The organism is Streptomyces sp. Rer75, assembly GCF_013414305.1.
Classification (GTDB): Bacteria; Actinomycetota; Actinomycetes; order Streptomycetales; family Streptomycetaceae; genus Streptomyces; species Streptomyces himastatinicus.
The window spans coordinates 8,471,116-8,497,516 of the sequence record NZ_CP058693.1 but is presented as its reverse complement, the minus strand read 5'-3'; the positions used below and the strand labels follow the sequence as shown (position 1 = coordinate 8,497,516).

Below are 26,401 nucleotides of genomic sequence, written 5' to 3'. Positions count from 1 at the left end.
GTAACCGGCCGCAGGTATGCTCCTGCCCGCGGGCCCATGTGGAGGTCGACGTGGAACTCTCCGACCTGCGGATCTTCCTGGCTGTTGCGCGCACGCACGGCATCACCAAGGCCGCTCAGCAACTGCACACCGTGCAGTCGAACGTCAGCGCGCGTATCCACGCGCTGGAGAAGCAGCTGGGCGCCCCGCTGTTCCGTCGGCACGCCCGGGGCGTGGCGCTGACCAACGCGGGCGAGCAGTTGCTTCCGTATGCCGAGCGCATCAGCAGGCTCGTCGACGAGGCACAGCAAGTGATCGGCGACGAGGCCGATCCGTGCGGTCCGCTGCGGATCGGGTCCATGGAGACCACGGCGGGCCTGCGGCTCCCCACGGTGCTGGCGGCCTTCGCCGATGACTGTCCCCGCATCGACTTCTCACTGACCACCGGGCCGACCGAACAGCTGGTCCGGGACGTCCTGGAGTATCGGCTCGACGGCGCGCTGGTCAACGGCCCGGTGCGGCAGCCCGACCTGGTGGAGACCCCGGTGTTCGAGGAACGCCTCGTCCTCGTCACGGCGCGCCGCATCGCCGATCTGGACGCCATCATGCGCGACCCCAAGATTCTCGTCTTCCGTACGGGCTGTTCCTACCGCAGGCGCCTGGAGAGCATCCTCCAGGCGCGGGGCGCCGTCAGCGTTCGCTGCATGGAATTCGGAACGCTGGAGGGCATCCTCGGCTGCGTCGGGGCCGGCATGGGCCTCACCCTTCTGCCCGCCGCTGTGGTCGAGCGGCACGCCTCCCGCGAGCAGGTTCGGGTGCATGAGCTGCCGGAGGTGCAGGCACGCTCTCAGACCGTGTTTGTCCAGCGCGTCGACACACCGCCGTGGCCGGCCCTGACCCGGTTCCTCACGCATGCGCGAGCCATGGAGCAGGCACCGCCGGTCCTGCGGATGGTCGGAGGCTCCTCCGCAGCCACGGGCTAGTCGTTGCGGGTCAGCAGGTTGTTGACGCTGGGACCGAGAGATCAAGGTGTCCCGAGCAACGTCGCGACGGCTGCGCGAGCATGACGGGCTGAGACCGGGTCGCCACTGATACCGGCCGTCACGATGGCTCCTTCGGCGAGGAGGAAGACTGGTTCGACCACCGGCACGCCGGTGGCGTGGACCCACATGGCGATCTGGTCGTGGAATGCCTGCTTGTGTGACCGGACTTCGGACAGCACCGCTTCGGACGACGAGCCGAGTTCGCCGTGGGCGTTGACCCAGGCGCATCCGCGGAAACCGGGCTGTGCGAACCACTCGGCAAGCCAGTCGAATACCGCGAGTACGCGCTCGCGGGGATCCGGGACCTGTTCCACGTGGGCGGCCAGGTCTCCTCTCCACCGTTGGTCGCGACGTTTGAGCATCGCCACGACGAGACCCTCCTTTGCCGCGAAGAATCGGTAGATCCGCTTCAGCGGCAGACCTGATGCTGCGCGCACCTCATCCATTCCGACCGCTTGGATGCCTCGCTCGTAGAAGAGCCTCTCTGCCGCGTCGAGCAGCGCTTCACGGTCCAGGCTGTTCTGTTCCTCGGTGATCGGGGCCGGCATCGGGTCTCCTTGACGTTGAGAACGATCGTTCCCTATCTTAGCCTCACCGATGGAGAACGCACGTTCCCAATACGAGGAGGCCGCAGTGCCGGAAGATCGCCCGCCCCACCCCCCGTTCACCCGGGAGACCGCCCTGCAGAAGGTCCAGGCCGCCGAGGATGCATGGAACACCCGTGATCCCCAGCGGGTGGCACTGGCCTACACGGCGGACTCGACATGGCGGAACCGGGACACTTTCGTCAGCGGCCGCGAGGAAATCGTCACCTTCCTGACACGGAAGTGGGAGCGCGAACTGGACTACGCGCTACGCAAGAGCCTCTGGGCGTTCCACGAGAACCGGATCGCCGTCCGCTTCCAGTACGAGTGGCACGACACGGAAGGTCAGTGGTGGCGCAGTTACGGCAATGAACTGTGGGAGTTCGATGAGCGCGGCCTTATGCGGCGCCGCGAGGCGAGCATCAACGACATCGCCATCTCCGAAGCCGACAGACGCGTACACGGTCCTCGGCCCGTGGACGAATACGGGATCGACATCCCGCTCCAGTAGCGCCCGCCTCCCTGTCATCCCAAGCCGGTGTGCTCAGGCAGCACCATCGCCCGAGCCGCTAGTTCACCGTCCTGACGCTCGTTGGCCGTCGAAAAGTTCTCTGCTGGTGATGGCTGCCATCACCAGTAATCGTTGGATCTGAAGTCTCGGCGAACCTACGGTCGCCTTAACGCCGCACCGCCCACCGCACTGCCGGGCGGATGCCTGGACGAAGGGGACTTCGCCTTGCTGACAACGCGCCTTACCCACACCTTCGGAATCGAGCACCCCGTCGTGCTCGCCCCCATGGACCTCGTCTCCGGGGCCCGGCTCGCCACCGCGGTGACCACCGCGGGTGGGCTGGGCCTGATCGGCGGAGGCTACGGCGACGCAGAGTGGCTGAAGCGGGAGTTCGCCGCCGCGGCCGGCACCCGGGTGGGGTGCGGCTTCATCACCTGGAGCCTGGCCCGCCGCCCCGAGCTGCTCGACATCGCCCTGGAGCGCCGGCCCGCCGCGATCATGCTGTCCTTCGGTGACCCGGCCCCGTTCGCGGAACGGATCCGCGCCTCGGCCGTACCGCTGCTGTGTCAGGTCCACACGCTCGACCAGGCCCGCCAGGCCCTCGACGCCGGAGCGGACGTCATCGTCGCGCAGGGCGGGGAGGCCGGCGGGCACGGCGTCGGGACGCGGTCGACGTTCACCCTCGTACCCGATGTCGCGGACCTGATCGCCGACCGCTCCCCGGACACCCTTCTGCTGGGCGCCGGTGGGGTGGCGGACGGTCGCGGGCTCGCCGGCGCGCTCGCTCTCGGTGCGGACGGCGTCCTCGTCGGCACCCGCTTCTGGGCGACGGAGGAAGCCGTGGTCTCGGCTCGCGCCCACGCCCGAGCGGTGGCCGCCGACGGTGATGAGACCATTCGAACCAGCGTCTACGACATCGTGCGCAGGCACGACTGGCCCGTCGAGTACAACGGTCGCGTGTTGCGCAACCGGTTCATCGACCGGTGGCACGGGCGGGAGGCGGGCCTCGCCGCACAACGCGCCGAGGCCGCCGAAGAGTTCAAGGACGCCGTCTCGCGACAGGACTTCGACGTCGCGAACATGATCGTCGGCGAGGGCGTGGGCCTGGTCCACGAGATCCTTCCCGCCGGGGAGGTGGTGCGCAGGATGGCGCGGGACGCCGCAGCCCGCCTCGGCCGGTGGACTCCGCAGCCCACCGCGGACACCGGCTGAGCCGGCACTGCCCCGCGAGGGACCCGGTCAACGTCCCGCTCATGGCACCGAGTTCTTGCGCACGCCCCCGGCGAGTGGAAACGGACGCTGTTCGGCGACCAGTCCGCGAACGGCTCAACGGGTGTTCGGGTCAGGTCGTCGAAGCGGGACCGGGCGGCAGGTGCACCGTCATGATCAGGTGGCAGGTCTCGATGCCCGCGCCGCGGTAGGTGTGCGGGGTGTCGCCGTCGAAGGTCGCGGTCTGCCCGGCTTCGACGGTCTGCTCCGTGCCGTCGACTACCAGAACCATCCGGCCGGAGGTGACGGACACGGTTTCCACGACTCCGGCCTGGTGGGGGTGGCTGGGGTATTCCTCGTCCGGCTCCAGTCGCCAGCGCCAGACCTCGACGGGGGCCGGACCCGAGGTCGTCAGCATGAGCCGGGCCGGCCGGCGCCGGAGCGGCGCGGACATACGATCGTGCACGATGCCGCCTGCCGCCACGTCGCCGACAATGGCGGCAAGGAGTTGGGCACGATGGAAGCCCTGGATGCCTTGATGCGGCCAGGTGCGCGGGCCTGCCACGACTGCGACCCTGCGGCCGTTCTCGTTCCAGCGCTCGAACGCGGCGAGGGCTACGCCTAGCAGAGCCGTGGGCACGACCAGCGGAGGCCGCTGTACACGGCAGGGCTACGCAGGGTCCGCCGCCTGGCCTCGAACTAGTAGTGCTTCGTTAGCTCTGCCGATCTTGCCTGGCCGGGGCATGGTGGTTGGTATGAAGTTCGGGGAGGTGGAACGGCTCCGGGGTGAGTCGTGAACCAGCCGCCGTGGGAGTGGACGCCGGTGCTGCGGCGGATCGCCCGCCCGGCCGTGATCGAGCCGTCCCAGCCTGCCTGCGGTGGGCTGGGACCGCCTGCTTTGCCTCGTTACCGTGAGGCTGCCCAGCCTCTGCCCGCGTTCCTCGAAGCAGGCACCCCCTTCGAGGAGGTCACCTGGCGGGAAGGCAGCAAAGCCACGATGACCTCGCGTTTACCGTGGTAGAGGTGCGGCCGTCAGGCAAGGAAGCCTGTCGCACTAGAACCTAACGAAGCACTACTAGGCGTCGGCCGGGTGACGCGGTTCGCGCCACATCGTCCACAGCTCCGGCCCGTTCCCCGGCAGCCGCAACTGCTCACGCATGGTGAAGCCGAAGTGCTCGTAGAAGGGCAGGTTGGACGGCTTGGAGGACTCCAGATAGGCGGGCAGACCCGCCGCGTCGGCCTTGGCCAGCCCCGAGCGCAGCAGAGCGGCCCCGTGCCCCTGCCCCTGGGCGGCCGGATCGGCGCCGATCACTGCCAGGGACCAGTGCGGTTCCTGGGGCGCGTGCTTGGCTGCCGTCTCGACGGTGTCCCTGAAAAGGGAAGCTCGGTCACCAAGGATGTTCTGGAGCTCCTGGATGGTCTCCGCGTCGGGAACTGCCTTGGCCTGCGCCTCCGGCGGTACCCAGAAGGCGGCCCCCGCCTCGGTGCGCTCGCACACTCCGTGGTGGACGTACTGCCGAGTGAAGATTGTGGTGAAGTAGCGGCCCAGCCCTGCCTCGCGCGAGGAATCGCCGGGGAAGAACCAGCGCATCATCGGGTCGTCACCGAAGGCACGGGTCAAAGTGCGACTGATCAGCGAAGCATCGTCGATCGTGGCCATCTTCAGAGTGTCCGTTATCGGCATACGCGTCATTCTGCACCTCGGTGATCTTCGGCTACGGGGCGGGGCCCGATCTGCTTGTGCGGCACACAGAGCTGCCTGACGGCGGGGCGGGGGTTGATGCAGGGGGCGGCGAAAAGATCAGCGGCGACCGGGGTGACGGGGTAGGCACTCTCGTCAAAGGATCTTGGCTGGGGGAACATGGCGGTTGATACGTCGCCATGAACTGGCCAAGGCCGGATAAGAGTTATTCACCGTGTGCTCCGAGGGTCGACGCCAGGGCAAGCAAGCCCGTTTCAGGTTGGAACGGGGGAGTCCTCAAAGCCCGTGGGGAGCCTGCGGCCCTCGTCCGCTGAATCACCGCCGCCACACTTGCACGGCCTCCTGAGTACCTCCGGTTACTCTGACGACGAGCTAGACGAGTAAGTCCGAAGTCTCCGGGCGCATGAAGCGAGGGTCTCGTTGGTTCGTTTGTGACGACAAACCTCGAGACCCTCGCGACAGCACTGTACGTGAAGATCGATGACGCTCTGGCAGGAACGCGGCGATGGGGCCGCCCACCCAGACTGACGGACGCCGAGCTGTTGACCCTCGCGGTCATGCAGGCCCTGCTCGGCTTCGTCTCCGAAGCCCGATGGCTGCGCTTCGCACGCGCCCACCTGGCCGCCGAGTTTCCCTACCTGCCCGGACAGTCCGGCTACAACAAGCGCCTGCGAGCCGGGAACACGCTGATCAGCACATTCATCCGCACACTCGCCCGCGACAGCGACCTGTGGCACGACGACGTGTGGATCGTGGACTCCACACCGGTGGAGTGCGCCCGCTCACGGCCCACCGTGAAGCGTTCCGACCTGGCCGGCTGGGCCGGGTACGGCTACTGCCCCTCCCACTCCCGGTTCTTCTGGGGCCTGCGGCTCCACCTTGTGTGCACGCCCGGCGGCCTGCCGATCGCCTGGGCCCTGGCCAACCCCAAAATCGACGAACGCGAGGTGCTGGCCGACATGCTCACCGGCGACCAAGACCTGCTGGCCACACACCCCGGGCAGACGATCATCGGTGACAAGGGCTACGTGTCCAAGCACCTCGACGCTTTCCTGGCCGAGCACGGCCTGACCCTCCTGCGGCCCAGCTACCGCTCCCACAAGCCGCGGCCCGGCGAATACCTGCTCAAGCCCATCCGCCAGCTCATCGAGTCGGTGAACGACACCCTCAAGGGCCAGCTCGACCTCGAGCGCCACGGAGCGAGAACCCCCGCCGGCGTCCTCGCCCGTGTCGGACAACGGATCCTGGCCATGACGGCCGCGATCTGGCACAACCGCGCCACAGGCCGATCCATCACCCGATCACTGATCGCCTACGACCACTGACCAAGCCTTCGGACTTACTCGTCTAGGCCCGAGTGCCCATCGTGGGCGTGCGGAAGACGCGGATGATGGCGAGCGGGACGGTGGTCATGGACTGGGAAAGGTTCGCCGAGCAGATGGCGAGGATGGCGCGTGACCTGCTGGCGCAGGACTCGGTGGACGCGACGCTGGAGCGCATCACCGCGCGTGCCGTGGAGATCGTCGAGGGATGTGAGGCGGCCGGAATCCTGGTCTTCCGCGGCAAGCGGGTGGAAACCCTGGCCCCCACTGACGGGCTGGTGGTCCGCTCCGACCAGTTGCAGGAGCGGCTTGCCGAGGGCCCGGGCTTCGACGCCGCTCTGCGCAGCCAGCCGGTCTACCGGATTCAGGACTTCACCGAGCCCCGGGAGGGGTGGCCCGAGTTCGCGCGCCAAGCCCGCGCGCTGGGCGTCGGGAGCATGATGAGCTTCCTGCTCTACACGAGGGAAGAGGAACTCGGCTCCCTCAATCTGTACTCGCGGCGGCCGGCCGCGTTCACCAAGGGCAGCGAGACCGCGGGCTGGCTGCTGGCCTCGCACGCCGCAGTCGCCTTCTCCAGCGCCCGCACCGCCGACCAACTCCAGCACGCGCTCGCCACCCGGCACACCATCGGCGAAGCCATGGGCATCCTCATGGAGCGCCGCAAGATCAGCGAGGACGACGCGTTCAACACGCTGCGGCGGGTGTCCCAAGACCGCAACATCAAGCTGCGGAACATCGCACGGCAGATCTGCGAGAGCGGCGGACTCGACGACTGACCGCCGCGGGGACGGCTCCACCGGCCCGCATTCTGGACCGGAGAAGCCTGGCCATCGCCCTCCCCCGGGGGATGCAGCAACGGCTTGCGGCCCGAGTACCCGCCATGCCGAAGGGATGCGCACCCACCCGGCCCGCATGCATCGTCGTGGGCCGCAGGCCCGAAACCGTGCTCGGCGACGGCATGTACATCAACACCGGGTCGTTGTTCCGTCGCAGAAATGGCTGAGTGTTCTCACCGAAGTCTGGCCGGTGAGCCTCTCTCACAGAAGGTCGAGTGGGCTGGTCAGGAATGTGCCTGCCGTCAAGATCGTTCAGTCGGCATGCCACCGAACCAGGACGCCCCTGTCGTACGTCCCATCACCAACGCCGACATTCCCGCCGCGGTCGACACCCTCACCCGATCATTCGCCGACTACCCCTTCACCCGGCACGTGATCGCCGCGGACAGCCACGAAGACCGGATCCGACGCTTCCAAGAACTCTGCCTGACACGTATCGGGATGGTGTACGGCCGCGTGTGGGTTGCCGACGCGGGTCGCGCTGTCGCTGTCTGGGCCACTCCTGACCAGGACCCCTCGCCCGCTTTCGCCGAGATCGGCCCGCTGCTCGGCGACCTCACCGGTGACCGGGCGGCCGCCTACGAGTCAGCAGAGGAGACCGTCGCTCCGTATCGACCGCAGGAGCCGGCGTGGTTCCTCAACACGGTAGGAGTCACCCCCGAAGCCCAAGGGAGGGGCCTTGGCACCGCGGTGCTCACCCCCGGCATCGAGGCGGCTGCACGCGCCGGGTACCCGGCATTCCTGGAGACCTCCAGCGAGAGGAACGTGGCGTTCTATGAGCGCCTCGGCTTCAAGGTCACAGCCGAGATCCTGCTGCCCGACAGTGGCCCCCGCACATGGTGCATGCGCAGGGATCCGCGTTAGGACTCAGGGGCCCGCAACGCAAGCGCACTCGGAGCCTGGGCATCAGGTTCACCGACGTGCACAGCGATCGTCTGCGCGGTGTGAGAAGCCGTTGCCCTATCGATCACGGTGATCACTGGTTCGAGTGCAGTGACTCGGTTGGGTGATCTCCAGCCGAAGCAGGCATGAAAGCAGGGCCTCCTGCCCAGCTCGGGATTGCTGAAGTCCTTCGAGCGTCAGGAGGCCCTGTGCCGCAGTCTTGCGTTCCGTTGTCCTCGTCGTCCAACTCGGTTGCTCGGTCGTGTGATTGCCTCGCGCACGTGTACGGCAATGCGGGGGATCGTTCGGACAGACGGCCTCGGTATCCGTCGGACATGACGGACGCCGAGTGGGCCGAGGTGCGGGGCTTGCTGCCGGTGCCGGGATGGCTGGAGGGCAGGGGCGGGCAGCCGGAGGGCTACTGTCACCGGCAGATGATCGACGCCATCCGCTACCTCGTGGCCGGCGGCATCACGTGGCGGGCGATGCCTGGCGATTTCCCCGCCTGGGACCGCGTCTACGCCTTCTGGCGGCGCTGGCGGGACAACGGCCTGATCAGCGAGTTCCACGACCGGCTGCGTGACCGGGTCCGCGAGGCCGGGGGACGGGACGCGGAGCCGACGGCCGCGGTCATCGACGCGCAGTCGGTGAAAGCCGCCGCGTCGGTGCCGGCCGCCAGCCGGGGCTTCGATGGCGGCAAGAAGGTCAACGGGCGCAAGCGGCACATCGTGGTCGACACTCTCGGGCTGCTGCTGGCCGTGATGGTCACGGCAGCGTCGGTCACCGACCGGGACGCGGGCCGGGTCCTGCTGGCCCGGCTGCGGCACAGGCATTGGCGCGTGGCCAGGGTGTGGGCCGACGGCGGTTACACCGGGCCGCTGGTCGACGTCGCCCGCAGCCTCTGGCAGATCGCGCTGACGGTGGTCAAACGCAGTGACGGTGCCTCCGGGTTCACCGTGCTGCCCAAGAGATGGCTGGTCGAGCGCACGTTCGCGTGGCTGATGCGCTCCCGCCGCCTGGCCCGCGACTACGAGAGCCGCACCGACAGCGCGGAGGCGATGATCTGGTGGTCGATGAGCATGGTCGCGAGCCGCCGCCTGGCCCGGCAGCCTCACTGAACCTGCCCGGCACCGTCTCGGCCAGCCAGCCCCGCGCGGCCAGGCGCTTGACCTTCGACCGCACCCCCTCGACTTTCGCCGGGACTACCGCCAGACCGAGTGCCGCAGCGAGCTGCCGACAGTCCACCGCCTCCCCGCCCTGGTCGGCCACGATGGCCATGATCCGCCGATAGTCCGGCGCCAGTACGCCGACGTCGAGTCCTTCCCTCCACACCGGCACCACCGAGCCGGGCACCGCACCCACGACCGGCCGCTCTCGCCCATCAGACACGGTCACCGGTGCATCCCCGCGGCCGCTCGGCTCCGCCAGGACCTGCCCGACCGTCTCACGAGCGATCACGAACCGCTCCAACGCGGCCTCCGCTTCCCGCAACTCGGCCTGAAGAACCTCCACCCGCTGCTGGGCAGCACGCTCGCGTTCCTCCAGCAACCCCATCACCGACGGCACACGGCACCTCCACCGAGGAGACAACACGACACGCCATCACTGCCGCACGAGAAACGGACTATGCCTGGCCAGCACAAACGCAGCAGTCACGCTCGGAAAGACAACGGCTTCTGAGTACGTCACCTGCTGTCTGCCCGCCTGGTCTCGAGCGGTTCGGCACTCAACCTCCGACGAGAATCGCCCAGCCTTCGCTGCGACAGGTCAGCGGTGCTGGCGGGCATCACGGTCAGGCGGTGCTTTGGGCTGGCGTGCCGTTGGTCTTGTGTGCGCAGTCGGTTGTGTGGCGGAGCATGTCGCAGGAATGCTCGGCTTCCTCCGTCAGTCGGGTGGCTTCCGCCAGGAGGATGCCGTACGGGCGGGAGGGGTCGTTCAAGGCGAGTGATGAAGCCTGCGCGCGGTCGACCAGCCGCTCACGCTCGTCCTGGACCGTTTTGGCGGCTTCGCACAGCTCGTCGGCCTGGCTGGCCAGCCGGTCCTCGTCGATCTCGCTGAAGAGGCGGGTGTGAGGCGGGTGTGCTGGCGAACGCTTCGAGCAGGTCGGCGTAGTCGCGTAGGAAGCTGTTGCATTCGTTGCCTTCTTCATCCTGTGGCCACTGGTGGAGGGTGCGGGTGAGGGAGGCGAGCTGGTGTGACGCGCTCCAGCGCGTCGATGACGTATCGGTAGCCGGAGAAGTCCTTGTGCCGGTTGTTGCCATCCTCACGAAGTTCGCGGAGGACGACTTCGTGCTCCACGGCCGCGGCGGCGATCACCACGGATTACCTGCCGGCTGAACCTCCAGGAAGGCTGGTGGCGCATTTTCCGCAAGGCCACCCTGGCCGGACAGTCCTTCGCCGGGCTGCCCGAAAACGACCAGGCGACCCGCCTGGCCACAGCCCAGCTCAACCCCCAGCCCGGCCCTGGATATGGGCAGTTCCACCCCGCCCGCAGAGAACCCTCCTCCGGCAGGTCAGTCGGTGGTCTCGGTCTTTGGCGCGGTGGCGTGCGGTTGGTGGGGCGTGGGATGGGGCAGCGGGATCTTCTGCGTGAGCTTGTCGCCTTCCACGTCGAGGTCGGGCAGTAGGCGGTCCAGCCGGGCGGGCAGCCACCAGGCTTTCTCCTGCGCGAGTGCCATGGTGGCGGGGATGAGGGTCATGCGGATGACGAAGGCGTCGATCAGGATGCCGGTGGCCAGGGCGAAGCCGGCCTGTTTGATCATGGGCTGGGGGTTGAAGATGAATCCGGCGAAGACGGAGACCATGATGGTGGCCGCCGCGACGACAACGGAACTGGCACGTGCGAATCCCGTGACGGTGGCGTTGAGCGGAGTGGCGCCGTGTACGTGGGCTTCCCGCATGGAGGTGACCAGGAACATCTGGTAGTCCATGGCGAGCCCGTACAGGACGCCGGTGATGATGATGGGCAGCAGGCTCACCACAGGGGCCCTGGCATCGAGTCCGATCAGGTCCTGGAACCAGCCCCACTGGAAGACAGCCGTGGTCAGGCCGAAGGTGGCGCCGATGGTGAGCAGGAAGCCGAGGGTGGCCATCACCGGGATCATGAGGGAGCGGAAGACCAGGAGCAGGACGATCAGGGAGAGCGCGAGCACGGTTGCCACATAGATGGGCAGGACGTCGGCGAGCCGGTCGGAGACATCGATCGCGAGGGCGGTGAAGCCGGAGATACCGAGGGTGGCACCGTGGGCTTCGCCGATCTGTGCGCTCTCGTCCCGTACAGCGGTGACGAGGTCCTTGGTGGCGTCGTCGTTCGGCCCGCTGCCGGGAATGAGGCTGAGGATGGCCGTGGTGCCGGTGCTGTTCATTCCGGCCAGGGACACCGAGGTCGAGCCCTTGATGCCTTTGATGCCGGAGGTGATTGCGGCGAGAGTTGCCGGGGTGAGGGGCTGTCCCTTGGCGGTAGAGGTGACGGCGACCATGAGCGGGCCGTTGTAGCCGGGCCCGTAGACGTCGCTGACCAGCTCGTAGCTCTGCCGCTGTGCGGTTTCGGTGTTGTAGCTGGCGCCGGAGGGCAGGCCCATCTTCATGTCGGCGGCGGGCACGGCCAGGATCGCGGGGATCAGGAGCGCGGAGGCGAGGGCCGGGTACTTGTGGCGGACCAGGCGTGCTGCCCAGCGACTTGCCCGCGCGTGGTCGGCGGAAGCCTTCTGTTGCTGCATCCTGTTCCGGGTCCGGGTGGGACAGATGCGTTCCTGGACCAGCCCCAGCAGCGCCGGCAGCAAGGTGAGGGCGAGCAGGACGGCCAAGGCGATCGTGGCAGCCGCCACGATGGCCATGGTGCTGAGCAGGGTGATCCTGACGACCAGGAGCCCCATCAAGGCGATGATGACAGTGCAGCCGGCGAAGAAGACCGCGCTTCCGGCTGTGCCGACGGCGCGGCTGGTCGCTTCGTGCGAGTCCAGGCCGTCTTCCAGGATCAGCCGGCGTTCCCGGTTGACGATGAACAGTGCGTAGTCGATACCGACGGCCAGTCCAAGCATCAGAGCCAGGACCGCGGTGAGCGAGTGGATTTCAAAGACGGCGGAGAGGGTGAAGGCTCCCCCCACTCCCACCGTGACACCGACCAGGGCGATGGCCAGGGGTAGTCCGGCCGCCACGACCGACCCCAGGGTGACCAGCAGGACGATGGCCGCGACGACGACACCAACGATCTCTCCGATGCCGACGATCTCGGGGATCTCCATCATCGCCGCGGACGGCAGGACTTCGAGGCCGCCATGTGCGGCCTGACGCTCGGCGGCCTTGACGGTGCTGTCGATTGTCCCGGAGGGAAGCTCGTAAGTCTGTTCGTCGAACTGGAACTGCATCAGTGCTGTCGAGCCATCGGTGGAGACAGTGACCCCCGGCACCGGCCGGCCGTCCACCTGTAACGGGACGGGTGCCTTGCCGGAGGACGGCTGTCCGGCAGCCTGAGCCACCGCCGCCTGGCCCCGTATCAGTGGGCTTTTCTTCCCCTGGGCGGCTTGCTGAGCCATGACCTTCCGGGCGTCGATGACGTGGTCGTGGCGGTAGACGGCATCCACTGCCGCGGCCAGGGCGGCCTGGACCTTCGCGCCGTCGATCCGGGCACCGTCCGGTGCGCTGAAGGCCAGCATGCCCTGCCCGCCGGACGCCTCCGGCAGGGACTTGGCCAGTTCGTCGAGGACCTTCTGGGACGGGGTGCCGTCGATACGGACCTCGTTGCTGAGTTTGACCGGGTTGGCAAGGAGGAGGCTCACCACGGCCGTCACCACGGCCAGCCAGCCCCCGAGGACGTACCAGGGTTTGCCGTAGGCGAACCTTCCCAGCCGGTACAGCAGAACGGACACAGTTCTCTCCCTCTTCCGTGCGTCGAGACCACACCAGACGCGAAGTGATAGTGTCCTATCAAAACGATAGGACACTATCAAACGAGGGAGGATAGCCTTCATCGCAGAGCAGGGAGGAGCTGTCGATGACAACCCCGAAGGATCGCGGCGGCCGGCGCAGGGTCGACGCGCGCACCAGCGTCGAGCGCATCACCGCTGCCGGGCGGACCGTCCTCGCCGCCGGCGAGGCATCTCTGGAACAGATCGCAGCCGAGGCCGGCGTGGGCATCGCCACCCTCTACCGCCACTTCCCCAACCGGGAGGCGATCGTCCGGGCCGTCCTCGACGACATCCTCGAAACCGACCTGCTGCCCCTCATCGACCGTGCCGCCGATGCCCCCCACCCGCGTCGTTCCCTCCAGGACATCGCCACGCGCTTGCTCGACCTGATCACCGAGGAGCGGGGACTGGTCAGCTTCGCCAGCAATTTCACCGACGTGGCCGTGGACGCTCTCCAGCGCCTCAGCCATTCCCTCCACCCCTTGTTGCTGCGCGCGCAGCAACAGAAGGAGATCCGCTCCGACCTCACCGCGGAAGACATTCCGCGTTTCCTCGTCATGGCGGTCGCCGGTCTCGCCCTCCCCGGCACCGCGCCCTCTCTGCGGGCCCGCTTCATCGCCCTGCTCTTCGACTCGCTCAACCCCGCCAACGCAACCCCCCTGCCCCCGCTGCTCGCCGGGGAGGATGACCTGCGTACTGCGGTCAGCAACGTCGCACGCTCGTAATCCGCCACCGGCAGGACGGTCAGACAGGGCGTGAACTCGCTCCGAGCGGCCTGTTTTCCCGGCGGACCTCCGGGAGGCCGGGTAACTCGGCCTTCAGGACCGCGACCGCGCCACATCCGGCGGCGTGAGGGAATGCGGCTCAGGCAGACGCCGACTTCCGGATGCGCGGATGGTTCTCCAGCGCCCACCGCACGGTCTTCGGCGGACGCCCGAGCAGAGTTTCCAGCTGGTCGGTGACGCCGCGGTACCCCCCGCCGGCGACCAGCCGGGTCAGGGTCTTCAGGTGCTCCGCAATGTGCGGCAACTCGGCCAGGGCGCTGTCCACGTAGCTCTCGTTCCAGGCGTCGACCTCTTCGGGAACGTAAGTGACCTGACGTCCCAGCGCGGCCCCGTAGTCCTCCGCGAACCCATGCATGTCCTTCAGTTCCGGACCGTTGAGCTCATAGGACTTCGAGATGTGCGGCGCCGGATCGACCAGGATCTTCGCGCACAGCTCCGCCACGTCGTAACTTGCGATGGGCGCGAGCCGCTGGCGGCCGAAGGGCAGGCGCAGTTCACCGTTACTCAGCGGGCCCAGCGCCAGCCAGGTCAGGATGGGATTCTCGACGAACATGGCCGCCCGCACGTTGACGGTCGGGATACCGGACCAGTCCAGCACCTGCTCGGCGACCCAGTGGGCCCGCTGCTGTGGCGACCAGTCCGCGATGAGCCCGCCGAGCCACGAACGCCGTTCTTCGTCCGGGGCGGTCATCTTCTCGAACGTCATGAACGACTGCTCGAACTCGGAGATGTTGACGAAGACCTCGATGCCGCCCTGGGCCCTCGCCGCCGCGGCCATCAGGCTGACGGCGTCGGTGTAGTACGGCGACAGGCTCATGCTGAAGTAGATGCGTCGGCAACCCTTCAGCGCGGCGGTCACGTCGGCGATGTTCAGCAGGTCACCCACGAAGACCTCGGCCCCGGCCTGGCGGAGCGCGTGTGCACGTTCGTCGTCCCGTCGCACGAACGCACGCACCGGGTGCCCTCGTTCAAGCAGCATCTCGACCATCGTTCTGCTCACGCCACCAATTTCGCCGGCGGCACCGGTGATCAGGATGGGATTGCGCTCTGGCATCGTCGTGCCCTCTGTCTGGTTGGGGTGGGTCAGCTGGTCAGAAATTCGAGCCATCGATGCGGGCGAGGAAGTCGAGTAGCGCGGCGTTGACCTCGGCGGGACGCTCCTGCTGGGTCCAATGCCCGCATCCCGGCAGGACCACCGGGTCGTGCAGTCGTGGCGCGAGAGCGCTCAGCGTGTTGCCCGACATGCCCTGGCCACGCAAAAGATCGCTCAGCGGGCTGCCTCCTTCCGGCCCGCGCAATGCGGTGACCATGTCAGTCCGGCATGGTGGCCAGGAGGCCCAGACCGTCGGGTATGACCAACGGCCGTGGCTCTCTGCCGAGCGGGTTGTCGCCTGATGCACCGGCCAGGAGGCGACGGAAGGCAACGACGACCGCCCGCTCCTCCCCCAGCTCCTCGATCAGGGCGAGCACGTCGGCGACGAGGTGGAGCAGGGTGTACGAGCTGACGTCCGGCGGCTGCTCACTGCGGGCGTAGCCGCGCTGGTCGGGGGCGACGACCCGGTACCCGGCCGCCGCCAGCGCCCCGAACTGGTGACGTCAGGAGTACCAGCTCTCCGGCCAGCCGTGCAGCAGCAGGACCAGCGGCCCATGCCCCTGCTCGGCGATGTGCAGCCTGACGCCGTTCACGTCGACGAAGCGGTGGGTGAGCGGCCCTTCCACAAGATTTCCTTCGAATCAGTAAGTGCGCGCTACTGGGCCAACTGCGCGTACATGACCTCCAGATCAGCAGCCAGCTGCAACTTGATCCGGCGGGTGGTGTCGTCGGCCAGCACCTCGTGTGCCCCCGCCGCGATACCGTCCAGCGCGGCCACGGCGACATCATGGGGGTCGGCCTTGGGCGCGTCGACAGCCGACGTCATGTCCGTGTCCACATAAGCCACGTGGAGCCCAGTCACCGCGATGCCGCGCGGCCGCAACTCCAGGCGCAAGGAATTGGTCTGCGACCACAGAGCGGACTTGGACGCACTGTAGGGCGTGCCGTCAGCCAGCCAGGACAGGGCGGAGTGGACATTGAGGATATGACCCCCGCCGTTGCGCTCGATAATCGGCGCGAAAGCCCGGGTGACCAGCAGCGGCCCGTAGAAGTTGGTCTCCAGGTCCCGGCGCACGTCCTCCATCGCGGAGTCGAGGTACGAAGCGCCGACCGAGGCGCCGGCATTGTTGATCAGGATGGTGACGTCCTGGGCCTGCTCGGCAGCCACCGCCACGGACGCCGGGTCGGTGACCTCGAGCGCCAGCGGAACAGCATGAGGGTGCGCCACCGTGCGCGGGTCACGGGCCGTGGCGTAGACCTTGCCGGCACCGCGCGCGCAGAGCTCCTCGACCAGTTCCTTGCCGATACCGCGACCGCCTCCGGTGACGAAGACGGTGGCGCCCTTGATCGCTGTCACGGCTACCTCCAACGCGAGAAACCGATCGGTTTCCTCTACCGTAAACCGATCGGTTTCACCCTTGCAAGTGAGTCGAGCCTCGGATCCCACCAGCACCATCTGACTACGGCCCGAGGGTCGGCGGGACAGCCGGGCCGAGTTGACCGGACACAGCCTCCGCTTTACGCTCGACCTTGCGCGGAGACAGCCTCCGTTTTACTGGAGCCGCAGGATCGCATGAGGCAGGAGGGCGTATGGGCGTCAAGGGGCAGCAGGGGCGCAGGCCCCGTGCGGATGTCCAGCGCAACCGTGCGGCCCTTCTGGAAGCGGCGCAGCGCCATTTCCTGAGGTATGGCGTCAGCGCCTCCCTGGAGGCGGTGGCCAAGGAAGCGGGTGTCGGGCCCGGCACGCTGTACCGGCACTTCCCCACCCGGGAGGCGCTGCTGGCTGCCGTGTTGCAGACGCGCTCCGAGGAGCTGGTGGCCCGCCGGGCGGAGATCGCGCCGCTCGGTGACGCATCCGAGGCGCTCCGGCAGTGGCTGCGGGCCATGGAGGAGTACTTCAGCGCCTTCAGTGGGCTGCCGGAACCGCTCATGGCTGCGGCCAGGGAGCAGGAGCCGGACAACCCGCTGACCCTTCCCTGCGACTACCTGATCACCGCTACCGACGAATACGTGCGGGCCGCGCAGCTCGCGGGCCACGCGAGAGTGTCGGTGAAGGGCTACGACCTGTTCCTCGCGACCGTTTCCGTTTCCTGGATCAAGGGCACCGGCGCCACCGACGAGGAGTCGCTCGACCGTCTGCGCGCACTCATCGAAAGCGGATACCGCGAGCGGGACAACGAGGAGTAGGCCACCAGCCACTCACCGCACGGCGGCCACCGGAACATCCCTGGAGCCGTCGGGAAGTCCCGGCTGCGTTCCCCGCACAGCCATCACACCTCACCGCCTCCTCCTCGGGAGCGGCACGACTTCGAGAGGGACAAATCATGAGAATTGGCGTTATCGGCACGGGGTCGATCGGGAAGACGCTGACGCGCACGTTCAGCGCGGGCGGACACGACGTTCAGGTGGCGAACTCCCGGGGCCCGGAAACGATCGATGCCACCACGCTGGAATTCGGGGCGCACGCGGCGACCGCGGCCGATGCCGTCCAGGGCAAGGACGTGGTGATCCTGTCCATCCCCTTCGGGCGGATCCCGACGGTGGCAGGACTCTTTGCCTCCGTGCCCAGCGACACCGTGGTCATCGACACCTCCAACTACTTCCCCCACCTCAACGGTCCCATCGAGGCGGTGGAGGGCGGCCAGGTGGAGAGCCTGTGGGTTGCCGAGCAGCTGGGGCGGCCCGTGGTAAAGGCATGGAACGCCGCCCTGGCCGGCACCTTGCAGACCAAGAGCGTTCCGGCGGGTACCCCGGGCCGCATCGCGCTCCCGGTCGCCGCCGACTCCGATGCGGTACGGCGTGTGGGCATGCGCCTGGTGGACGAGAGCGGCTTCGATCCCCTCGACGCCGGGGTGCTGGCCGACTCCTGGCGCCAGCAGCCGATGACGCCCGCCTACTGCACCGAGCTGGCCCTTGAGGACCTGGGACCGGCCCTGGAGGCGGCTGACCGAGCCGAGGCCCCGCGCAACCGTGACCGCATGATGGAGCGCTTCGCCGCCTTCACATCCGCACCCACGCTGGAAGAGATCGTCGAGCTCAACCGCTCCGTCCACCGCTGACACACCCGGCGGGGCCCCGCCCTGCCACAACCAACCCCATGAGGCACAGCCGCGATCACGCGAACTGAGCACACTTGAGAGGAATCGCTTTGCCCACCACGGCTTCGCCCTTCACCGACATCGTGCGGTCCCGGCGCTCCGTTCGGAAGTTCCTGCCCGCCCCGCTGTCCCCGTCCGACATCCGCGGCGTGCTGGAAGACGCTCAAACCGCCCCGTCGAACTGCAACACCCAGCCGTGGACGGTGCATGTCGTCTCGGGCGCGGCACGGGATGCCCTGAGCAAGGAACTGCTCCAGGCCGATAAGGAGGAGCGGTTCTCCTACGACTTCACCTTCGACTACGCCGACTTCGGCGACGGCGCCTACCTCGACCGTGCGCACAACCACGCCGCGACCCTCTACCAGGCCATGGGCATACCGCGCTCGGACCGAACAGCCAGGAAGGCAGCGGCCCGGAAGAACCTGAACTTCTACGGCGCACCCCACGTCGCCCTTCTCTTCATGCCGGCATTCGGAGACGGGGTGCGGGCGGCCGGTGACATCGGCATGTACGCGCAGAACTTCCTGCTCTCGCTGACCGCCCGGGGACTCGACGGCATCCCGCAGACCATGCTCGGCTTCTACGCCGACACCATCCGCGAGTTCCTGGGCGTTCCCGAGGAGCTCAAGCTCTTGTTCGGCATCTCCTTCGGCACAGCCGACCCGGCCGCACCGGCGAACAGCTTCCGCATGGGACGAGTGCCGCTCGAGCACAGCGTCGTCCTGCACGAGACCCCCGGCGTCCTCGACGAGCAGTAGGTCCTCCACCGACAAGGGACACTGACAAGAAAGCCGGAGCCGACGCTCGGCCGGGCGACCGAGGCGTCCACACTGCAACCGCTCTGTTGTGCGGGCACAACCCCAACGCCGCCCATGAGTAGCGCAGGCGTCTCACGTCGTCTAGGCCGGTGCCTGCCTTGACCAGCTCAATCCAGAAGCAGCAGCCAGAGATTTCGGGTGGTGCGGGCAGGGTGGGGGCGGGCCGCTTGCCGCCGGTCGGGAAGACCAGGGGTCCGGATCTCCACCATGTGCCGCTTTCCCTGTGCGTTTCATCCTTGCGGGGGCTCGGGCACGGGCAGGTGTCAGCCGGCCAGCCGGTTGAGCTTGCGGATCTGCTTGTCGAAGACCCCGGCAGGAGCGATGCGGCGCAGTGTGCTCGCTCGTCCGGCCACGGGACCGGCGGTGTAGCGCAGCTTCGGCTTCGGGTCGGTCGCTGCTGCGACGATCACCTTGGCGACGATGCCGGGGTCGTCGCCGTCCTTGATCGCAGTTTCCATCATGCGGTCGAAGGCGCGCCGCTGGTCCGCGTAGACCGGCAGGGGCGTGTCGGGTCGCGGGCTGTTGGCCTCGAATCCGGTGCTGGTGTAGGCGGGTTCGACGAGAAGCGCCCGGACACCGTGCTCGCGGATCTCGTGGTCCAGGGACTCGGAGTACCCCTCGATCGCATGCTTGGACGCGGCGTAGACGGCCATGTAGGGCGAGGGGAGGAAGCCGAGTACGGAAGAGAGGTTGATGATGCGTCCGCGTCCCCGGGCACGCATGTGCGGCAGGGCTGCCTTCACCATACGCATCACGCCGAAGACGTTGACGTCGAAGACTCCCTGGGCCTGCGCGACGGAGTTCTCCTCGGCCGCACCCATCAAGCCCATACCGGCGTTGTTGACCAGGACATCGATCCGCCCGAACCGGTCGATCACCTGCTGGACCGCGGCGGTGACCGACGCGTCACTGGCCACGTCGAGGTCGAGGAAGGTCACGCCGTCAAGGGGGGCGGCGCGCGAGGTGTCGCGGCTTGTGCCGACCACGTCGAAACCCGCTTCGACCAGCGCGAGCGCGGCCGCCTTCCCGATGCCGGAGGACGCACCCGTCACGAGTGCCACCGGCCGATGTGTCGTCATCATGGACTCCCGGAACCATTGAGAAACCGATCGGTTTTTTCAACCGTAAACCGATCGGTTTCCACGCGCAAGCCCAAGGAGGGGACGATCCCGGGCCGCATCGCCGCCAGAGGCGGAAGGGCCGCGAGCAGCCCCTCCCTCCAACGCGAATGCTTACGCGCCGGGATGCGACATCGCGGCAATCGCCGAGAGGCAGGCGATCCACACCGGTACTGCTCCTCGGGCCTCCTCCCGAGCACCGGGAGGCATGAAGCCGCGGGAGCCGCTCCGGCCGCCGGGGACGGACATCCACTCGCGGAGCACATCAGTCACCGAGCCCTGCCCGAAGCGCCGACGCGTCAGCGCACGCCTGCCGCATCGAGCAGGGTGACCACAGTGGGCGCAACGAGCCCTGTGAGGTTGTCGGCCCCGATCCCCGCACGGGCACTGGCTCCGTCGAAGACCAGGCTGAGCTGCCGGGCCAGCAGGTCCGGATCGCTCGCGCCACCCTGTTCGGCCTCGCCACGGAAAAAGGCTGTCAGATTCCCCTTGATCCGGTGCGCCACCTGGCTCGCAGGGTGGCTTTGATCCTTGAGCTCGATCTGCACCGCCAGGTACCGGCAGCCTCGGAACTCGGGAGCACCCGCCTGCGATTCCACGTTCTCGAAGACCCGTAGGATCCGCTCGCGGGGTGAGCTGCCATCGTCCGCCGCGGGCAGGAGCCTCGCCACGAAGGCGGAGGCACGCTCCTCCAGGCTCGCCGCCAGTAGTTCGTCCTTGCTGTCGAACAGCTGGTACAGGGAGCGCTTCGACACCCCCGCCGCCTTGCACAGCGCCTCGACACCGATGCCGACACCGTCTCGGTAGGTGAGCGTGGCCGCCGCCTCCAGCAGCCGCTCTCGGGAACTTGACTTCACCTCGGTGGTCATACTGGGAGGGTAACTCGATTTCATTGAATTAAAAACCGATCGGTTTCCAGGGTGTGTCGGGGCGATATCCCGCGCCGCGCACAGCCGAACCTGTCCGGCGGTGACGTTCCGCTACGCCGGGACGGCGGTCTTGTCAGGCTTCGTCTCGGCGGGGATGCGGTGCAGCCCCTTGCGGTCGTACCAGCCCGTCACCCCGAAGCCGAACAGCCCGGCCACCACGAGACCGGCGGCCATCATCACCCATCCCCGGGCCAGGCCGGCCTCGGCCTGGGCGTCGTAGTAGAGGATCGAGCGGACACCGTCGGTGATCTGCCCCAGCGGCTCGAACTCCGCGAGGAAGCGGTAGAAGCCCGGCAGCGCCTCGATCGGGGTGGTGGCACCGGCCGTCGGCACCGCCATCCCGATGAAGACCAGCGTGACGACCAGCATGCCGGGCGTGCCGAACACGGCAAGGAGGGTGAGCGCACCGATCCCGGAGACCGCGATGGCGCACACCGAGTAGAGCCACAGCAGCGGCAGGTGGGAGGCGTCCATGCCCATGATGCCGACCGCGCCGACCATGACCAGGGTGCCCATCAGCAGCGACAGACCGATCATGAGCGTGCTGCTGATGGCCAGGGTCTGCACCCTGGTTGCCCGGATCAGCGGGCGGTGCAGGCGCAGTGGTCCCATGTCGTTGTGGGTGTAGCCGAGGGCGTGGTCCGCCTGGCCGCTGATGACATTGGCGGAGAGCATGCCGCAGACCACGAGGACGAGCGCGTAGTAGAACGCGGTCAGGCCCAGGCCGCTGTGCGAGTCGAGCGGATGACCGTCCTCAACCGTGACGGCGGCCGGGTCGGCCAGCAGGACGCGTGCCGCGGCGGGCAGTTTCGCCTGCTCGGCCCCGTTCTGCGCGGTCAGTTCCTTGCCCACCTGGAGCGAGGCGCTCTCGGCCGCCGCGGTCGAAGCTGTCCGGGCCAGGCTGGAGCCCAGGCTGCCGGCGGACTGGTTGGTCAGCACCGTCAGCGTCGGGCGAACCGGGCTCTTGGTGTCTGCGGTGCTGGTCAGTGCGGTGACGGAGGAGGTGAAGTTGTCGGGCACGACGAGCGCGCCGTACAGCTTGCCCTCGCCGAGTTCCTCCTTCACCTCCTTCTCGTTCATCACTCTCCAGTCGATCTTGTCCCCGCTCGTAGTGGACTTCTTGATCGACTCAGTGATCCGCGCCCCCAGGTTGACCTGCTTGCCACCGACAGCGGCCCCCGTGTCGGCGTTGACCAGACCGACAGGCAACTTCTTCATGTGATCGACCGGATCGATGTTGGCACCGACGTAGAACACGGTGAACAGCAGCGCGAGGACTCCCGTGATGACGCCATTGACGATCCACAGCGGCTTGGCCCGCAGGACGCGGAAGGGGTGAATTTCATTCATGACTTACTCCGAGGGGTTCGTCGTGGGCGCGAGCACAGAGCCCTCGTAGGCGTCGTACACCGAAGAACCCTCGGGTCAGGAGGATGAGGGGCGTTTCGCCGGGGGCTGCCAGCCGCCGGTGACTTCCTTGACGGGCTTGTGCGGAAAGCGGCGCTGGGCGTACTCCTGCGCATGTGAGCCCGGCAGGACGTACAGGGTTTCCTTCTTGTCCTGGAGCGGTCGCAGCACGGTGTCCATGAAGGTCTTGCGGTCTTCCAGGTACGGACCCAGGACGTCCTCGCCGCCGGGGCAGACGGCCAGGCAGTAGCCGGACTTGTAGCCGGGGGGAGAGGCCAGGCTCTGCCACATGGACGCGCTTTCGGAATCGCTGACCCGGGAGCGGTAGTCGGCGGCGTCCTGGCTGTCGGCCACGGTCTGCGCCCAGTCGGTGAACCCGCTCATGAACTCACGGTAGTTATGCGTGGTGCAGGCGAGGAAGTCGAAGTCTCCGTCCTTGCTGATGGCGCCGACCGGACAGGAGGCGACGCACAACTTGCAGTCGATGCAGGGGTTGTAGTCCAGCGCCTGCCCGTACTCGCTCACCTGGGCGTCCACCAGGACGGTGGCCAGCAGTATGAAGTTGCCGAACTTGGGGTGGATGACGTTGCGGTGCAGGCCCATCACGCCGAGCCCCGCGGCCACCGCGACCGTCTTGTGCGCCACCACCCAGATCCGCTCACCGGGGAAGCGGTCCATCTCCTGGGGGAAGCCGACAGACGGATTGAGCGCGCGGTAGCCGGCGTCTTGCAGCGCTTGGGTGACGCTGCGGGCGGCGTGGTTGGCCTGCTCGTCGACCTGGTGGAACTCCTGGTTGGCCACGCTGCGGGCCGGGGAGCGGCAGTTGTCGCGGTTCATCCGGACCACCATCGCGATCAGGGTGCGCGTGCCGGGCAACGCGGCCAGCGCGTGCTCGCGCTCGCCGGCGAGGTCGGGGTGGTCCAGGCTGACCGCGGCCGCGTCGTCCGCACCGGCCGCCAGGCATAGTTCGCGCAGCCAGGCCGCGTCGATCACCGTCGGCGGGCTTGCGTCCTCACCGGCCCTGCGCCGGGCGAGTACGGCCTGCACCGACGGGTGCGCGGCCAGCTTCGCCGGAAGCTCCGGATCCGGCCTTTGCCGATCGGGGTCGCGCGCGGTAGTCATCCGATCTCCTGGTGAGTCTCGTTTTCACACTCGCCCCCACGGCGAGAAACCGATCAGTTTCCATCACCGTAAACCGATCAGTTTCAGCGCGCAAGCCCAAGCCGCGGGCCGTCCTCCGACCGCGCAGCGACAGCCAGGCCGACTCCTCCGAGCACCGATGCACGACGCGGAACGCATGAGACCACCATGCGACCACCACACCGGAAAACACGGAAAAGGCCGCCCCCGCATCTCTGCGGAAACGGCCTCCGACCTGCGAAAACGCTGGTCGGGACGACAGGATTTGAACCTGCGACCCCTTGACCCCCCGCCGGGCATGCCGTGCAGCGGTCTGCCGCGATCCCCCTCCGCGTCCAGGCGCCGGGCCTCGCGCAGCGCGTCGGGATCGACCTCGATCACCGCGTGCAGGAGCGGGTCGATGCGTTCGATGCGCTCCAGATAGTGGCTCGTCGCCATGACGCTCGCGGCGCTGGCCACCGCAGCCCACCACACCGCGCCACGGACTCCGTCCGCCGGCCCGCCGGGGGCCGGAGTGTCAGACGGCCGGGTGGGGCGGGGGGCTCGGGTCGAAGGTCAGGTGCAGTGATTCCAGGCCGATGTTCGCGCGGATCAGTCTGGCTCGGTGCGGGGTGCCTTCGGCGATCGCGTAGTCGGGGATGTGGCGGTGCCATTCCTCCAGGATCAGTTGCATTTCCAGGCGGGCGAGGTGGGTACCCAGGCAGCGGTGGACGCCTACGCCGAAGCTGGTGTGGGGGTTTTCCGGGCGGTGGAAGTCGGTGGTGTGGGGGTGCGGCCAGCAGCTCTCGTCGCGGTTGGCGGTGGTCAGGTGGGCGTTGACGAGGGTGCCGGCGGGGATGGGGCAGCCGCCGATCTCGACGTCCTCGGTGGTGATGCGGGGGAGGAAGGGGGCCGGTGGGTCGAGCCGGAGCAATTCTTCCACCGCGGCCGGGACGAGGGAGGGGTCGTCCGCCAGTTCACGGCGTCGAGCGGGGTCGGTGGCCAGGCGCTCCATGGCGAGGCCCAGTGCGTCGGTGACGGTTTCCAGGCCGGCGAGGACGAGCATCAGGCACAGCCCTATCGCCTCCTCGTCGGAGAACCGGTCCTCGCCGTCCAGGGCCAGGATCTCGCTGAGCATGTCGTCGCCGGGGCGGGCGCGACGGGCCTGGATCAGCTCGGCGAGGTAGCCGGCCATGGCCATCGTCAGGTCCACCCTGGCGGCCCGTTCCTCGTCGGTGAGGACGAGTTCACCGGCGGCGTTGGCGGTGAGCTGGAGGGCGGCGTCCTTCCAGGCGATGAGCCGGTCCCGGTCGGCGAGCGGGATGTCCAGGAGGGTCAGCAGGGCCTGCGCGGGGAAGGGGACGGCGATGTCCGCGACGAAGTCGCAGCCGCCGCGGGCCTTGACCGCCTCGATGAGGTCGACGGCCTGGGCGCGCAGCGCGTCCGTGAGCGGGCGGATCCGGCGGGGGCTGAAGAGGGGTTGCAGGATGCGCCGGTAGTGGGTCTGCTCGGGTGGGTCGAAGGCCAGCGGGATGAGGGGGTATCCGGTCTCCACGGCCTCGAAGACCTTCGCGAGGGAGAACCGGTCCGGCGCCTTGAGCACCGCCTTGACGACGGCGAAGCTGGTCAGGGCGAGGCCGTCCGCCGTGGGGGCGGGCTCGCCCAGAGCGGCCAGTGCCTGCCAGGCGTCGTCCCGCCGTTCGGCCACCGGGAGGTCCCTGACGTGGTGCACGGTGTCGTGGCCGACCGTCGTCGTGGGTGCTGATTCGTTCATCGTCACTCTCGTCGTCGAAGGTGTTCGGTCTGCCGCGGTGCGGGCTCAGACCCGTATGGGCAGGCGTGCCGCGCCGCGGAGGCTGAGCAGTCCGTTCCACTCGACCTCGCCGTCCAGGGCGAGACCGGGGAACCGGCGCACCAGCTCTCCGATCGCCACCCGGCCTTCGATACGGGCCAGGGTGGCACCGAGGCAGAGGTGGATACCGCCGCCGAAGGACACGTGGCGGCGCGCGTTCTCCCGGTCCAGGCGCAGTTCCTCCGCATCGGGTCCGAAGAACTCCTCGTCCCGGTTGGCCCCGGCCAGGTTGGCGAGGATGAAGGAGCCGGGAGGGATCTCGTACCCACCGACCTGGTACGGCTCCAGCGTGACCCGCCTGCTGTTGTGCACGGGCGCGTCGTAGCGCAGCATCTCCTCGACCGCGTTGGCCTCCAACTCGGGCTTGGCGCGCAGGAGTTCCAGCTGGTCGGGGTTGCGGAGCAGGGCGAGGGTGCCGCCGGAGATGAGGTTCACGGTCGTCTCGTGACCGGCGACGTAGAGCATGGTGACCTGGGCGACCAGCTCGTCGTGGGTGAGCTTGTCCCCGTCGTCCTCGGCGGCGATGAGCGCGCTGAGCAGATCGTCGGCGAGGTGGTTCCGCTTCCACGCGACGGCGTCGCCGACCAGTTCGAACAGCTCCGCGTCGGCGGCCTCGACGGCCCTCATCACCACGGGGTCGGTGGTCGGTTCGACCGAGCGCATCAGCGTGCCGGTCAGTTCCCGCATGTGCCGGGTGTCGGTCGGGGGCATGCCGAGCATGTCCGAGATGACCGTGAACGGCAGGGGGAAGGCCAGCGTCTCGACCAGGTCGCCGCCCCCGGCCTCGGCGAAGCTGTCCAGGGCGTCGGTGACGAGGGCGCGGATGCGGGGCTCCATGGCGTTGACCGCGCGTACCGTGAACGCCTGGGTGACCAGCTTGCGCAGCCGGGTCTGGTCCGGGGGGTCCCGGTCCAGCAGGGCGAGGCCCTTCAGCCGCGGCTCGTCCGTGACGCCCGCCTTCTCGTACGCGTCGCGGAAGGGCCCCGGGGCGACATGCCGCTGTTCGACGGAGAGGCCGGAGCGCAGCAGGTCGAACACGTCCTGGTAGCGGGAGAGCATCCAGAAGCCGCCCGGGTGCTCGTGCACCGGCACTTCCCTGCGCAACTCCGCGTAGTGCGGATACGGATCGTTCATGAAGTCCGGTGTGAACGGATTGAAGATCAACGGCTCGCCTTCCGGCACCGTGCTCATGGTGTGCTCCTGTTCG

At 68.2% G+C, this 26,401-nt stretch carries 24 protein-coding genes and 2 pseudogenes; 12 read left to right on the top strand and 14 right to left on the bottom strand.

The genetic code is table 11. The features are described 5' to 3' along the window. The first annotated feature begins 50 nt into the window (after positions 1 to 50). The gene (locus HYQ63_RS36485; protein WP_179937971.1) at positions 51 to 962 is read left to right on the top strand and encodes a LysR family transcriptional regulator; all 912 of its coding nucleotides are present in this window, start codon (positions 51 to 53) and stop codon (positions 960 to 962) included. A gap of 41 nt (positions 963 to 1,003) precedes the next feature. Here HYQ63_RS36485 and HYQ63_RS36480 read toward each other — a convergent pair whose 3' ends face one another. Beyond that, the gene (locus HYQ63_RS36480) at positions 1,004 to 1,570 is read right to left on the bottom strand and encodes a TetR/AcrR family transcriptional regulator (RefSeq protein ID WP_179937970.1); all 567 of its coding nucleotides are present in this window, start codon (positions 1,568 to 1,570) and stop codon (positions 1,004 to 1,006) included. A gap of 49 nt (positions 1,571 to 1,619) precedes the next feature. Here HYQ63_RS36480 and HYQ63_RS36475 point away from each other — a divergent pair, with 49 nt between their 5' ends. Beyond that, the gene (locus HYQ63_RS36475; RefSeq protein WP_218929606.1) at positions 1,620 to 2,117 is read left to right on the top strand and encodes a nuclear transport factor 2 family protein; all 498 of its coding nucleotides are present in this window, start codon (positions 1,620 to 1,622) and stop codon (positions 2,115 to 2,117) included. A gap of 225 nt (positions 2,118 to 2,342) precedes the next feature. Further along, positions 2,343 to 3,329 (top strand): nitronate monooxygenase family protein, encoded by a 987-nt coding sequence (locus HYQ63_RS36470; protein WP_179937969.1) that lies wholly within the window; start codon positions 2,343 to 2,345, stop codon positions 3,327 to 3,329. A gap of 130 nt (positions 3,330 to 3,459) precedes the next feature. Here HYQ63_RS36470 and HYQ63_RS36465 read toward each other — a convergent pair. Then, positions 3,460 to 3,753: pseudogene (locus HYQ63_RS36465) on the bottom strand (cupin domain-containing protein); the annotation flags it as partial. Between HYQ63_RS36465 and HYQ63_RS46180 the strand changes: the two are divergent. After that, complete coding sequence (locus HYQ63_RS46180; protein ID WP_373689176.1) at positions 3,661 to 3,951, top strand: DUF6233 domain-containing protein; 291 nt, start codon at positions 3,661 to 3,663, stop codon at positions 3,949 to 3,951. The pseudogene HYQ63_RS36465 and the gene HYQ63_RS46180 sit on opposite strands and share 93 nt — an antisense overlap. A 450-nt stretch (positions 3,952 to 4,401) precedes the next feature. Here HYQ63_RS46180 and HYQ63_RS36460 read toward each other — a convergent pair whose 3' ends face one another. After that, complete coding sequence (locus HYQ63_RS36460; RefSeq protein WP_179937968.1) at positions 4,402 to 5,010, bottom strand: GNAT family N-acetyltransferase; 609 nt, start codon at positions 5,008 to 5,010, stop codon at positions 4,402 to 4,404. A gap of 449 nt (positions 5,011 to 5,459) precedes the next feature. Here HYQ63_RS36460 and HYQ63_RS36455 point away from each other — a divergent pair, with 449 nt between their 5' ends. From HYQ63_RS36455 to HYQ63_RS36440, 4 genes are all read left to right on the top strand, one after another. Beyond that, on the top strand, positions 5,460 to 6,353 hold the full coding sequence (locus HYQ63_RS36455) for an IS982 family transposase (RefSeq protein ID WP_179935202.1): 894 nt from the start codon (positions 5,460 to 5,462) through the stop codon (positions 6,351 to 6,353). An 86-nt stretch (positions 6,354 to 6,439) separates the two neighbouring features. Beyond that, positions 6,440 to 7,126 carry a GAF and ANTAR domain-containing protein gene (locus HYQ63_RS36450; protein WP_179940889.1) on the top strand — a complete coding sequence of 229 codons (687 nt, stop codon included), beginning with the start codon at positions 6,440 to 6,442 and terminating at the stop codon, positions 7,124 to 7,126. A 321-nt stretch (positions 7,127 to 7,447) separates the two neighbouring features. Then, positions 7,448 to 8,050, top strand: coding sequence for a GNAT family N-acetyltransferase (locus HYQ63_RS36445; RefSeq protein WP_179937967.1), 603 nt, complete (start codon positions 7,448 to 7,450; stop codon positions 8,048 to 8,050). A 353-nt stretch (positions 8,051 to 8,403) separates the two neighbouring features. After that, the gene (locus HYQ63_RS36440) at positions 8,404 to 9,186 is read left to right on the top strand and encodes an IS5 family transposase (protein WP_257232368.1); all 783 of its coding nucleotides are present in this window, start codon (positions 8,404 to 8,406) and stop codon (positions 9,184 to 9,186) included. A 674-nt stretch (positions 9,187 to 9,860) separates the two neighbouring features. On the opposite strand, the gene HYQ63_RS36435 is transcribed toward HYQ63_RS36440, so the two are convergent. Then, positions 9,861 to 10,217, bottom strand: a complete 357-nt coding sequence (locus HYQ63_RS36435) for a hypothetical protein (protein WP_179937965.1) — start codon at positions 10,215 to 10,217, stop codon at positions 9,861 to 9,863. Positions 10,218 to 10,581: 364 nt separating this feature from the next. After that, positions 10,582 to 12,936 (bottom strand): MMPL family transporter, encoded by a 2,355-nt coding sequence (locus tag HYQ63_RS36430; RefSeq protein ID WP_179937964.1) that lies wholly within the window; start codon positions 12,934 to 12,936, stop codon positions 10,582 to 10,584. 125 nt (positions 12,937 to 13,061) lie between these two features. Between HYQ63_RS36430 and HYQ63_RS36425 the strand changes: the two genes are divergently transcribed. Then, positions 13,062 to 13,700 carry a TetR/AcrR family transcriptional regulator gene (locus HYQ63_RS36425; RefSeq protein WP_179937963.1) on the top strand — a complete coding sequence of 213 codons (639 nt, stop codon included), beginning with the start codon at positions 13,062 to 13,064 and terminating at the stop codon, positions 13,698 to 13,700. A 139-nt stretch (positions 13,701 to 13,839) separates the two neighbouring features. Here HYQ63_RS36425 and HYQ63_RS36420 read toward each other — a convergent pair whose 3' ends face one another. From HYQ63_RS36420 to HYQ63_RS36410, 3 genes and pseudogenes are all read right to left on the bottom strand, one after another. After that, positions 13,840 to 14,814, bottom strand: a complete 975-nt coding sequence (locus HYQ63_RS36420; RefSeq protein WP_179937962.1) for an NAD(P)H-binding protein — start codon at positions 14,812 to 14,814, stop codon at positions 13,840 to 13,842. A gap of 37 nt (positions 14,815 to 14,851) precedes the next feature. Continuing rightward, positions 14,852 to 15,479 (bottom strand): annotated as a pseudogene (locus tag HYQ63_RS46175) (alpha/beta fold hydrolase). 29 nt (positions 15,480 to 15,508) lie between these two features. Then, the gene (locus HYQ63_RS36410; protein ID WP_179937961.1) at positions 15,509 to 16,210 is read right to left on the bottom strand and encodes an SDR family oxidoreductase; all 702 of its coding nucleotides are present in this window, start codon (positions 16,208 to 16,210) and stop codon (positions 15,509 to 15,511) included. Positions 16,211 to 16,443: 233 nt separating this feature from the next. On the opposite strand from HYQ63_RS36410, the gene HYQ63_RS36405 reads away from it, so the two are divergent. The 3 genes from HYQ63_RS36405 (at position 16,444) to HYQ63_RS36395 (ending at position 18,709) form a co-directional block, all read left to right on the top strand. Continuing rightward, positions 16,444 to 17,040, top strand: coding sequence for a TetR/AcrR family transcriptional regulator (locus HYQ63_RS36405; RefSeq protein WP_179937960.1), 597 nt, complete (start codon positions 16,444 to 16,446; stop codon positions 17,038 to 17,040). 137 nt (positions 17,041 to 17,177) lie between these two features. Next, positions 17,178 to 17,912, top strand: a complete 735-nt coding sequence (locus tag HYQ63_RS36400; RefSeq protein WP_179937959.1) for an NADPH-dependent F420 reductase — start codon at positions 17,178 to 17,180, stop codon at positions 17,910 to 17,912. 89 nt (positions 17,913 to 18,001) lie between these two features. Further along, positions 18,002 to 18,709 (top strand): nitroreductase, encoded by a 708-nt coding sequence (locus HYQ63_RS36395; protein ID WP_179937958.1) that lies wholly within the window; start codon positions 18,002 to 18,004, stop codon positions 18,707 to 18,709. Between the two features lie 323 nt (positions 18,710 to 19,032). On the opposite strand, the gene HYQ63_RS36390 is transcribed toward HYQ63_RS36395, so the two are convergent. From HYQ63_RS36390 to HYQ63_RS36365, 6 genes are all read right to left on the bottom strand, one after another. Beyond that, positions 19,033 to 19,848 carry an oxidoreductase gene (locus tag HYQ63_RS36390; protein ID WP_218929674.1) on the bottom strand — a complete coding sequence of 272 codons (816 nt, stop codon included), beginning with the start codon at positions 19,846 to 19,848 and terminating at the stop codon, positions 19,033 to 19,035. A gap of 338 nt (positions 19,849 to 20,186) precedes the next feature. Beyond that, the gene (locus tag HYQ63_RS36385) at positions 20,187 to 20,756 is read right to left on the bottom strand and encodes a TetR/AcrR family transcriptional regulator (RefSeq protein WP_179937956.1); all 570 of its coding nucleotides are present in this window, start codon (positions 20,754 to 20,756) and stop codon (positions 20,187 to 20,189) included. Between the two features lie 111 nt (positions 20,757 to 20,867). Beyond that, positions 20,868 to 22,166: an SNG1 family protein gene (locus HYQ63_RS36380; protein ID WP_179937955.1), complete on the bottom strand. Its 1,299-nt coding sequence runs from the start codon at positions 22,164 to 22,166 to the stop codon at positions 20,868 to 20,870. Positions 22,167 to 22,241: 75 nt separating this feature from the next. After that, a complete protein-coding gene (locus HYQ63_RS36375; RefSeq protein ID WP_179937954.1) occupies positions 22,242 to 23,345 on the bottom strand; it encodes a 4Fe-4S binding protein in 1,104 nt (367 codons plus the stop codon). 535 nt (positions 23,346 to 23,880) lie between these two features. Continuing rightward, positions 23,881 to 25,116 carry a cytochrome P450 gene (locus HYQ63_RS36370; RefSeq protein ID WP_179937953.1) on the bottom strand — a complete coding sequence of 412 codons (1,236 nt, stop codon included), beginning with the start codon at positions 25,114 to 25,116 and terminating at the stop codon, positions 23,881 to 23,883. A gap of 45 nt (positions 25,117 to 25,161) precedes the next feature. Next, positions 25,162 to 26,385, bottom strand: a complete 1,224-nt coding sequence (locus tag HYQ63_RS36365) for a cytochrome P450 (RefSeq protein WP_179937952.1) — start codon at positions 26,383 to 26,385, stop codon at positions 25,162 to 25,164. Positions 26,386 to 26,401 lie beyond the last annotated feature (16 nt).

Coding starts and splice junctions, on each gene's coding strand:
- HYQ63_RS36480 (WP_179937970.1), bottom strand. CDS start 1,570: ATGCCGGCCCCGATCACCGAGGAACAGAACAGCCTGGACCGTGAAGCG.
- HYQ63_RS36385 (WP_179937956.1), bottom strand. CDS start 20,756: ATGACCACCGAGGTGAAGTCAAGTTCCCGAGAGCGGCTGCTGGAGGCG.
- HYQ63_RS36435 (WP_179937965.1), bottom strand. CDS start 10,217: ATGAAGAAGGCAACGAATGCAACAGCTTCCTACGCGACTACGCCGACC.
- HYQ63_RS36370 (WP_179937953.1), bottom strand. CDS start 25,116: ATGAACGAATCAGCACCCACGACGACGGTCGGCCACGACACCGTGCAC.
- HYQ63_RS36375 (WP_179937954.1), bottom strand. CDS start 23,345: ATGACTACCGCGCGCGACCCCGATCGGCAAAGGCCGGATCCGGAGCTT.
- HYQ63_RS36460 (WP_179937968.1), bottom strand. CDS start 5,010: ATGCCGATAACGGACACTCTGAAGATGGCCACGATCGACGATGCTTCG.
- HYQ63_RS36475 (WP_218929606.1), top strand. CDS start 1,620: ATGGAGAACGCACGTTCCCAATACGAGGAGGCCGCAGTGCCGGAAGAT.
- HYQ63_RS36420 (WP_179937962.1), bottom strand. CDS start 14,814: ATGCCAGAGCGCAATCCCATCCTGATCACCGGTGCCGCCGGCGAAATT.
- HYQ63_RS36390 (WP_218929674.1), bottom strand. CDS start 19,848: ATGACGACACATCGGCCGGTGGCACTCGTGACGGGTGCGTCCTCCGGC.
- HYQ63_RS36445 (WP_179937967.1), top strand. CDS start 7,448: ATGCCACCGAACCAGGACGCCCCTGTCGTACGTCCCATCACCAACGCC.
- HYQ63_RS36380 (WP_179937955.1), bottom strand. CDS start 22,166: ATGAATGAAATTCACCCCTTCCGCGTCCTGCGGGCCAAGCCGCTGTGG.
- HYQ63_RS36400 (WP_179937959.1), top strand. CDS start 17,178: ATGAGAATTGGCGTTATCGGCACGGGGTCGATCGGGAAGACGCTGACG.
- HYQ63_RS36425 (WP_179937963.1), top strand. CDS start 13,062: ATGACAACCCCGAAGGATCGCGGCGGCCGGCGCAGGGTCGACGCGCGC.
- HYQ63_RS36450 (WP_179940889.1), top strand. CDS start 6,440: ATGGACTGGGAAAGGTTCGCCGAGCAGATGGCGAGGATGGCGCGTGAC.
- HYQ63_RS36405 (WP_179937960.1), top strand. CDS start 16,444: ATGGGCGTCAAGGGGCAGCAGGGGCGCAGGCCCCGTGCGGATGTCCAG.
- HYQ63_RS36440 (WP_257232368.1), top strand. CDS start 8,404: ATGACGGACGCCGAGTGGGCCGAGGTGCGGGGCTTGCTGCCGGTGCCG.
- HYQ63_RS36365 (WP_179937952.1), bottom strand. CDS start 26,385: ATGAGCACGGTGCCGGAAGGCGAGCCGTTGATCTTCAATCCGTTCACA.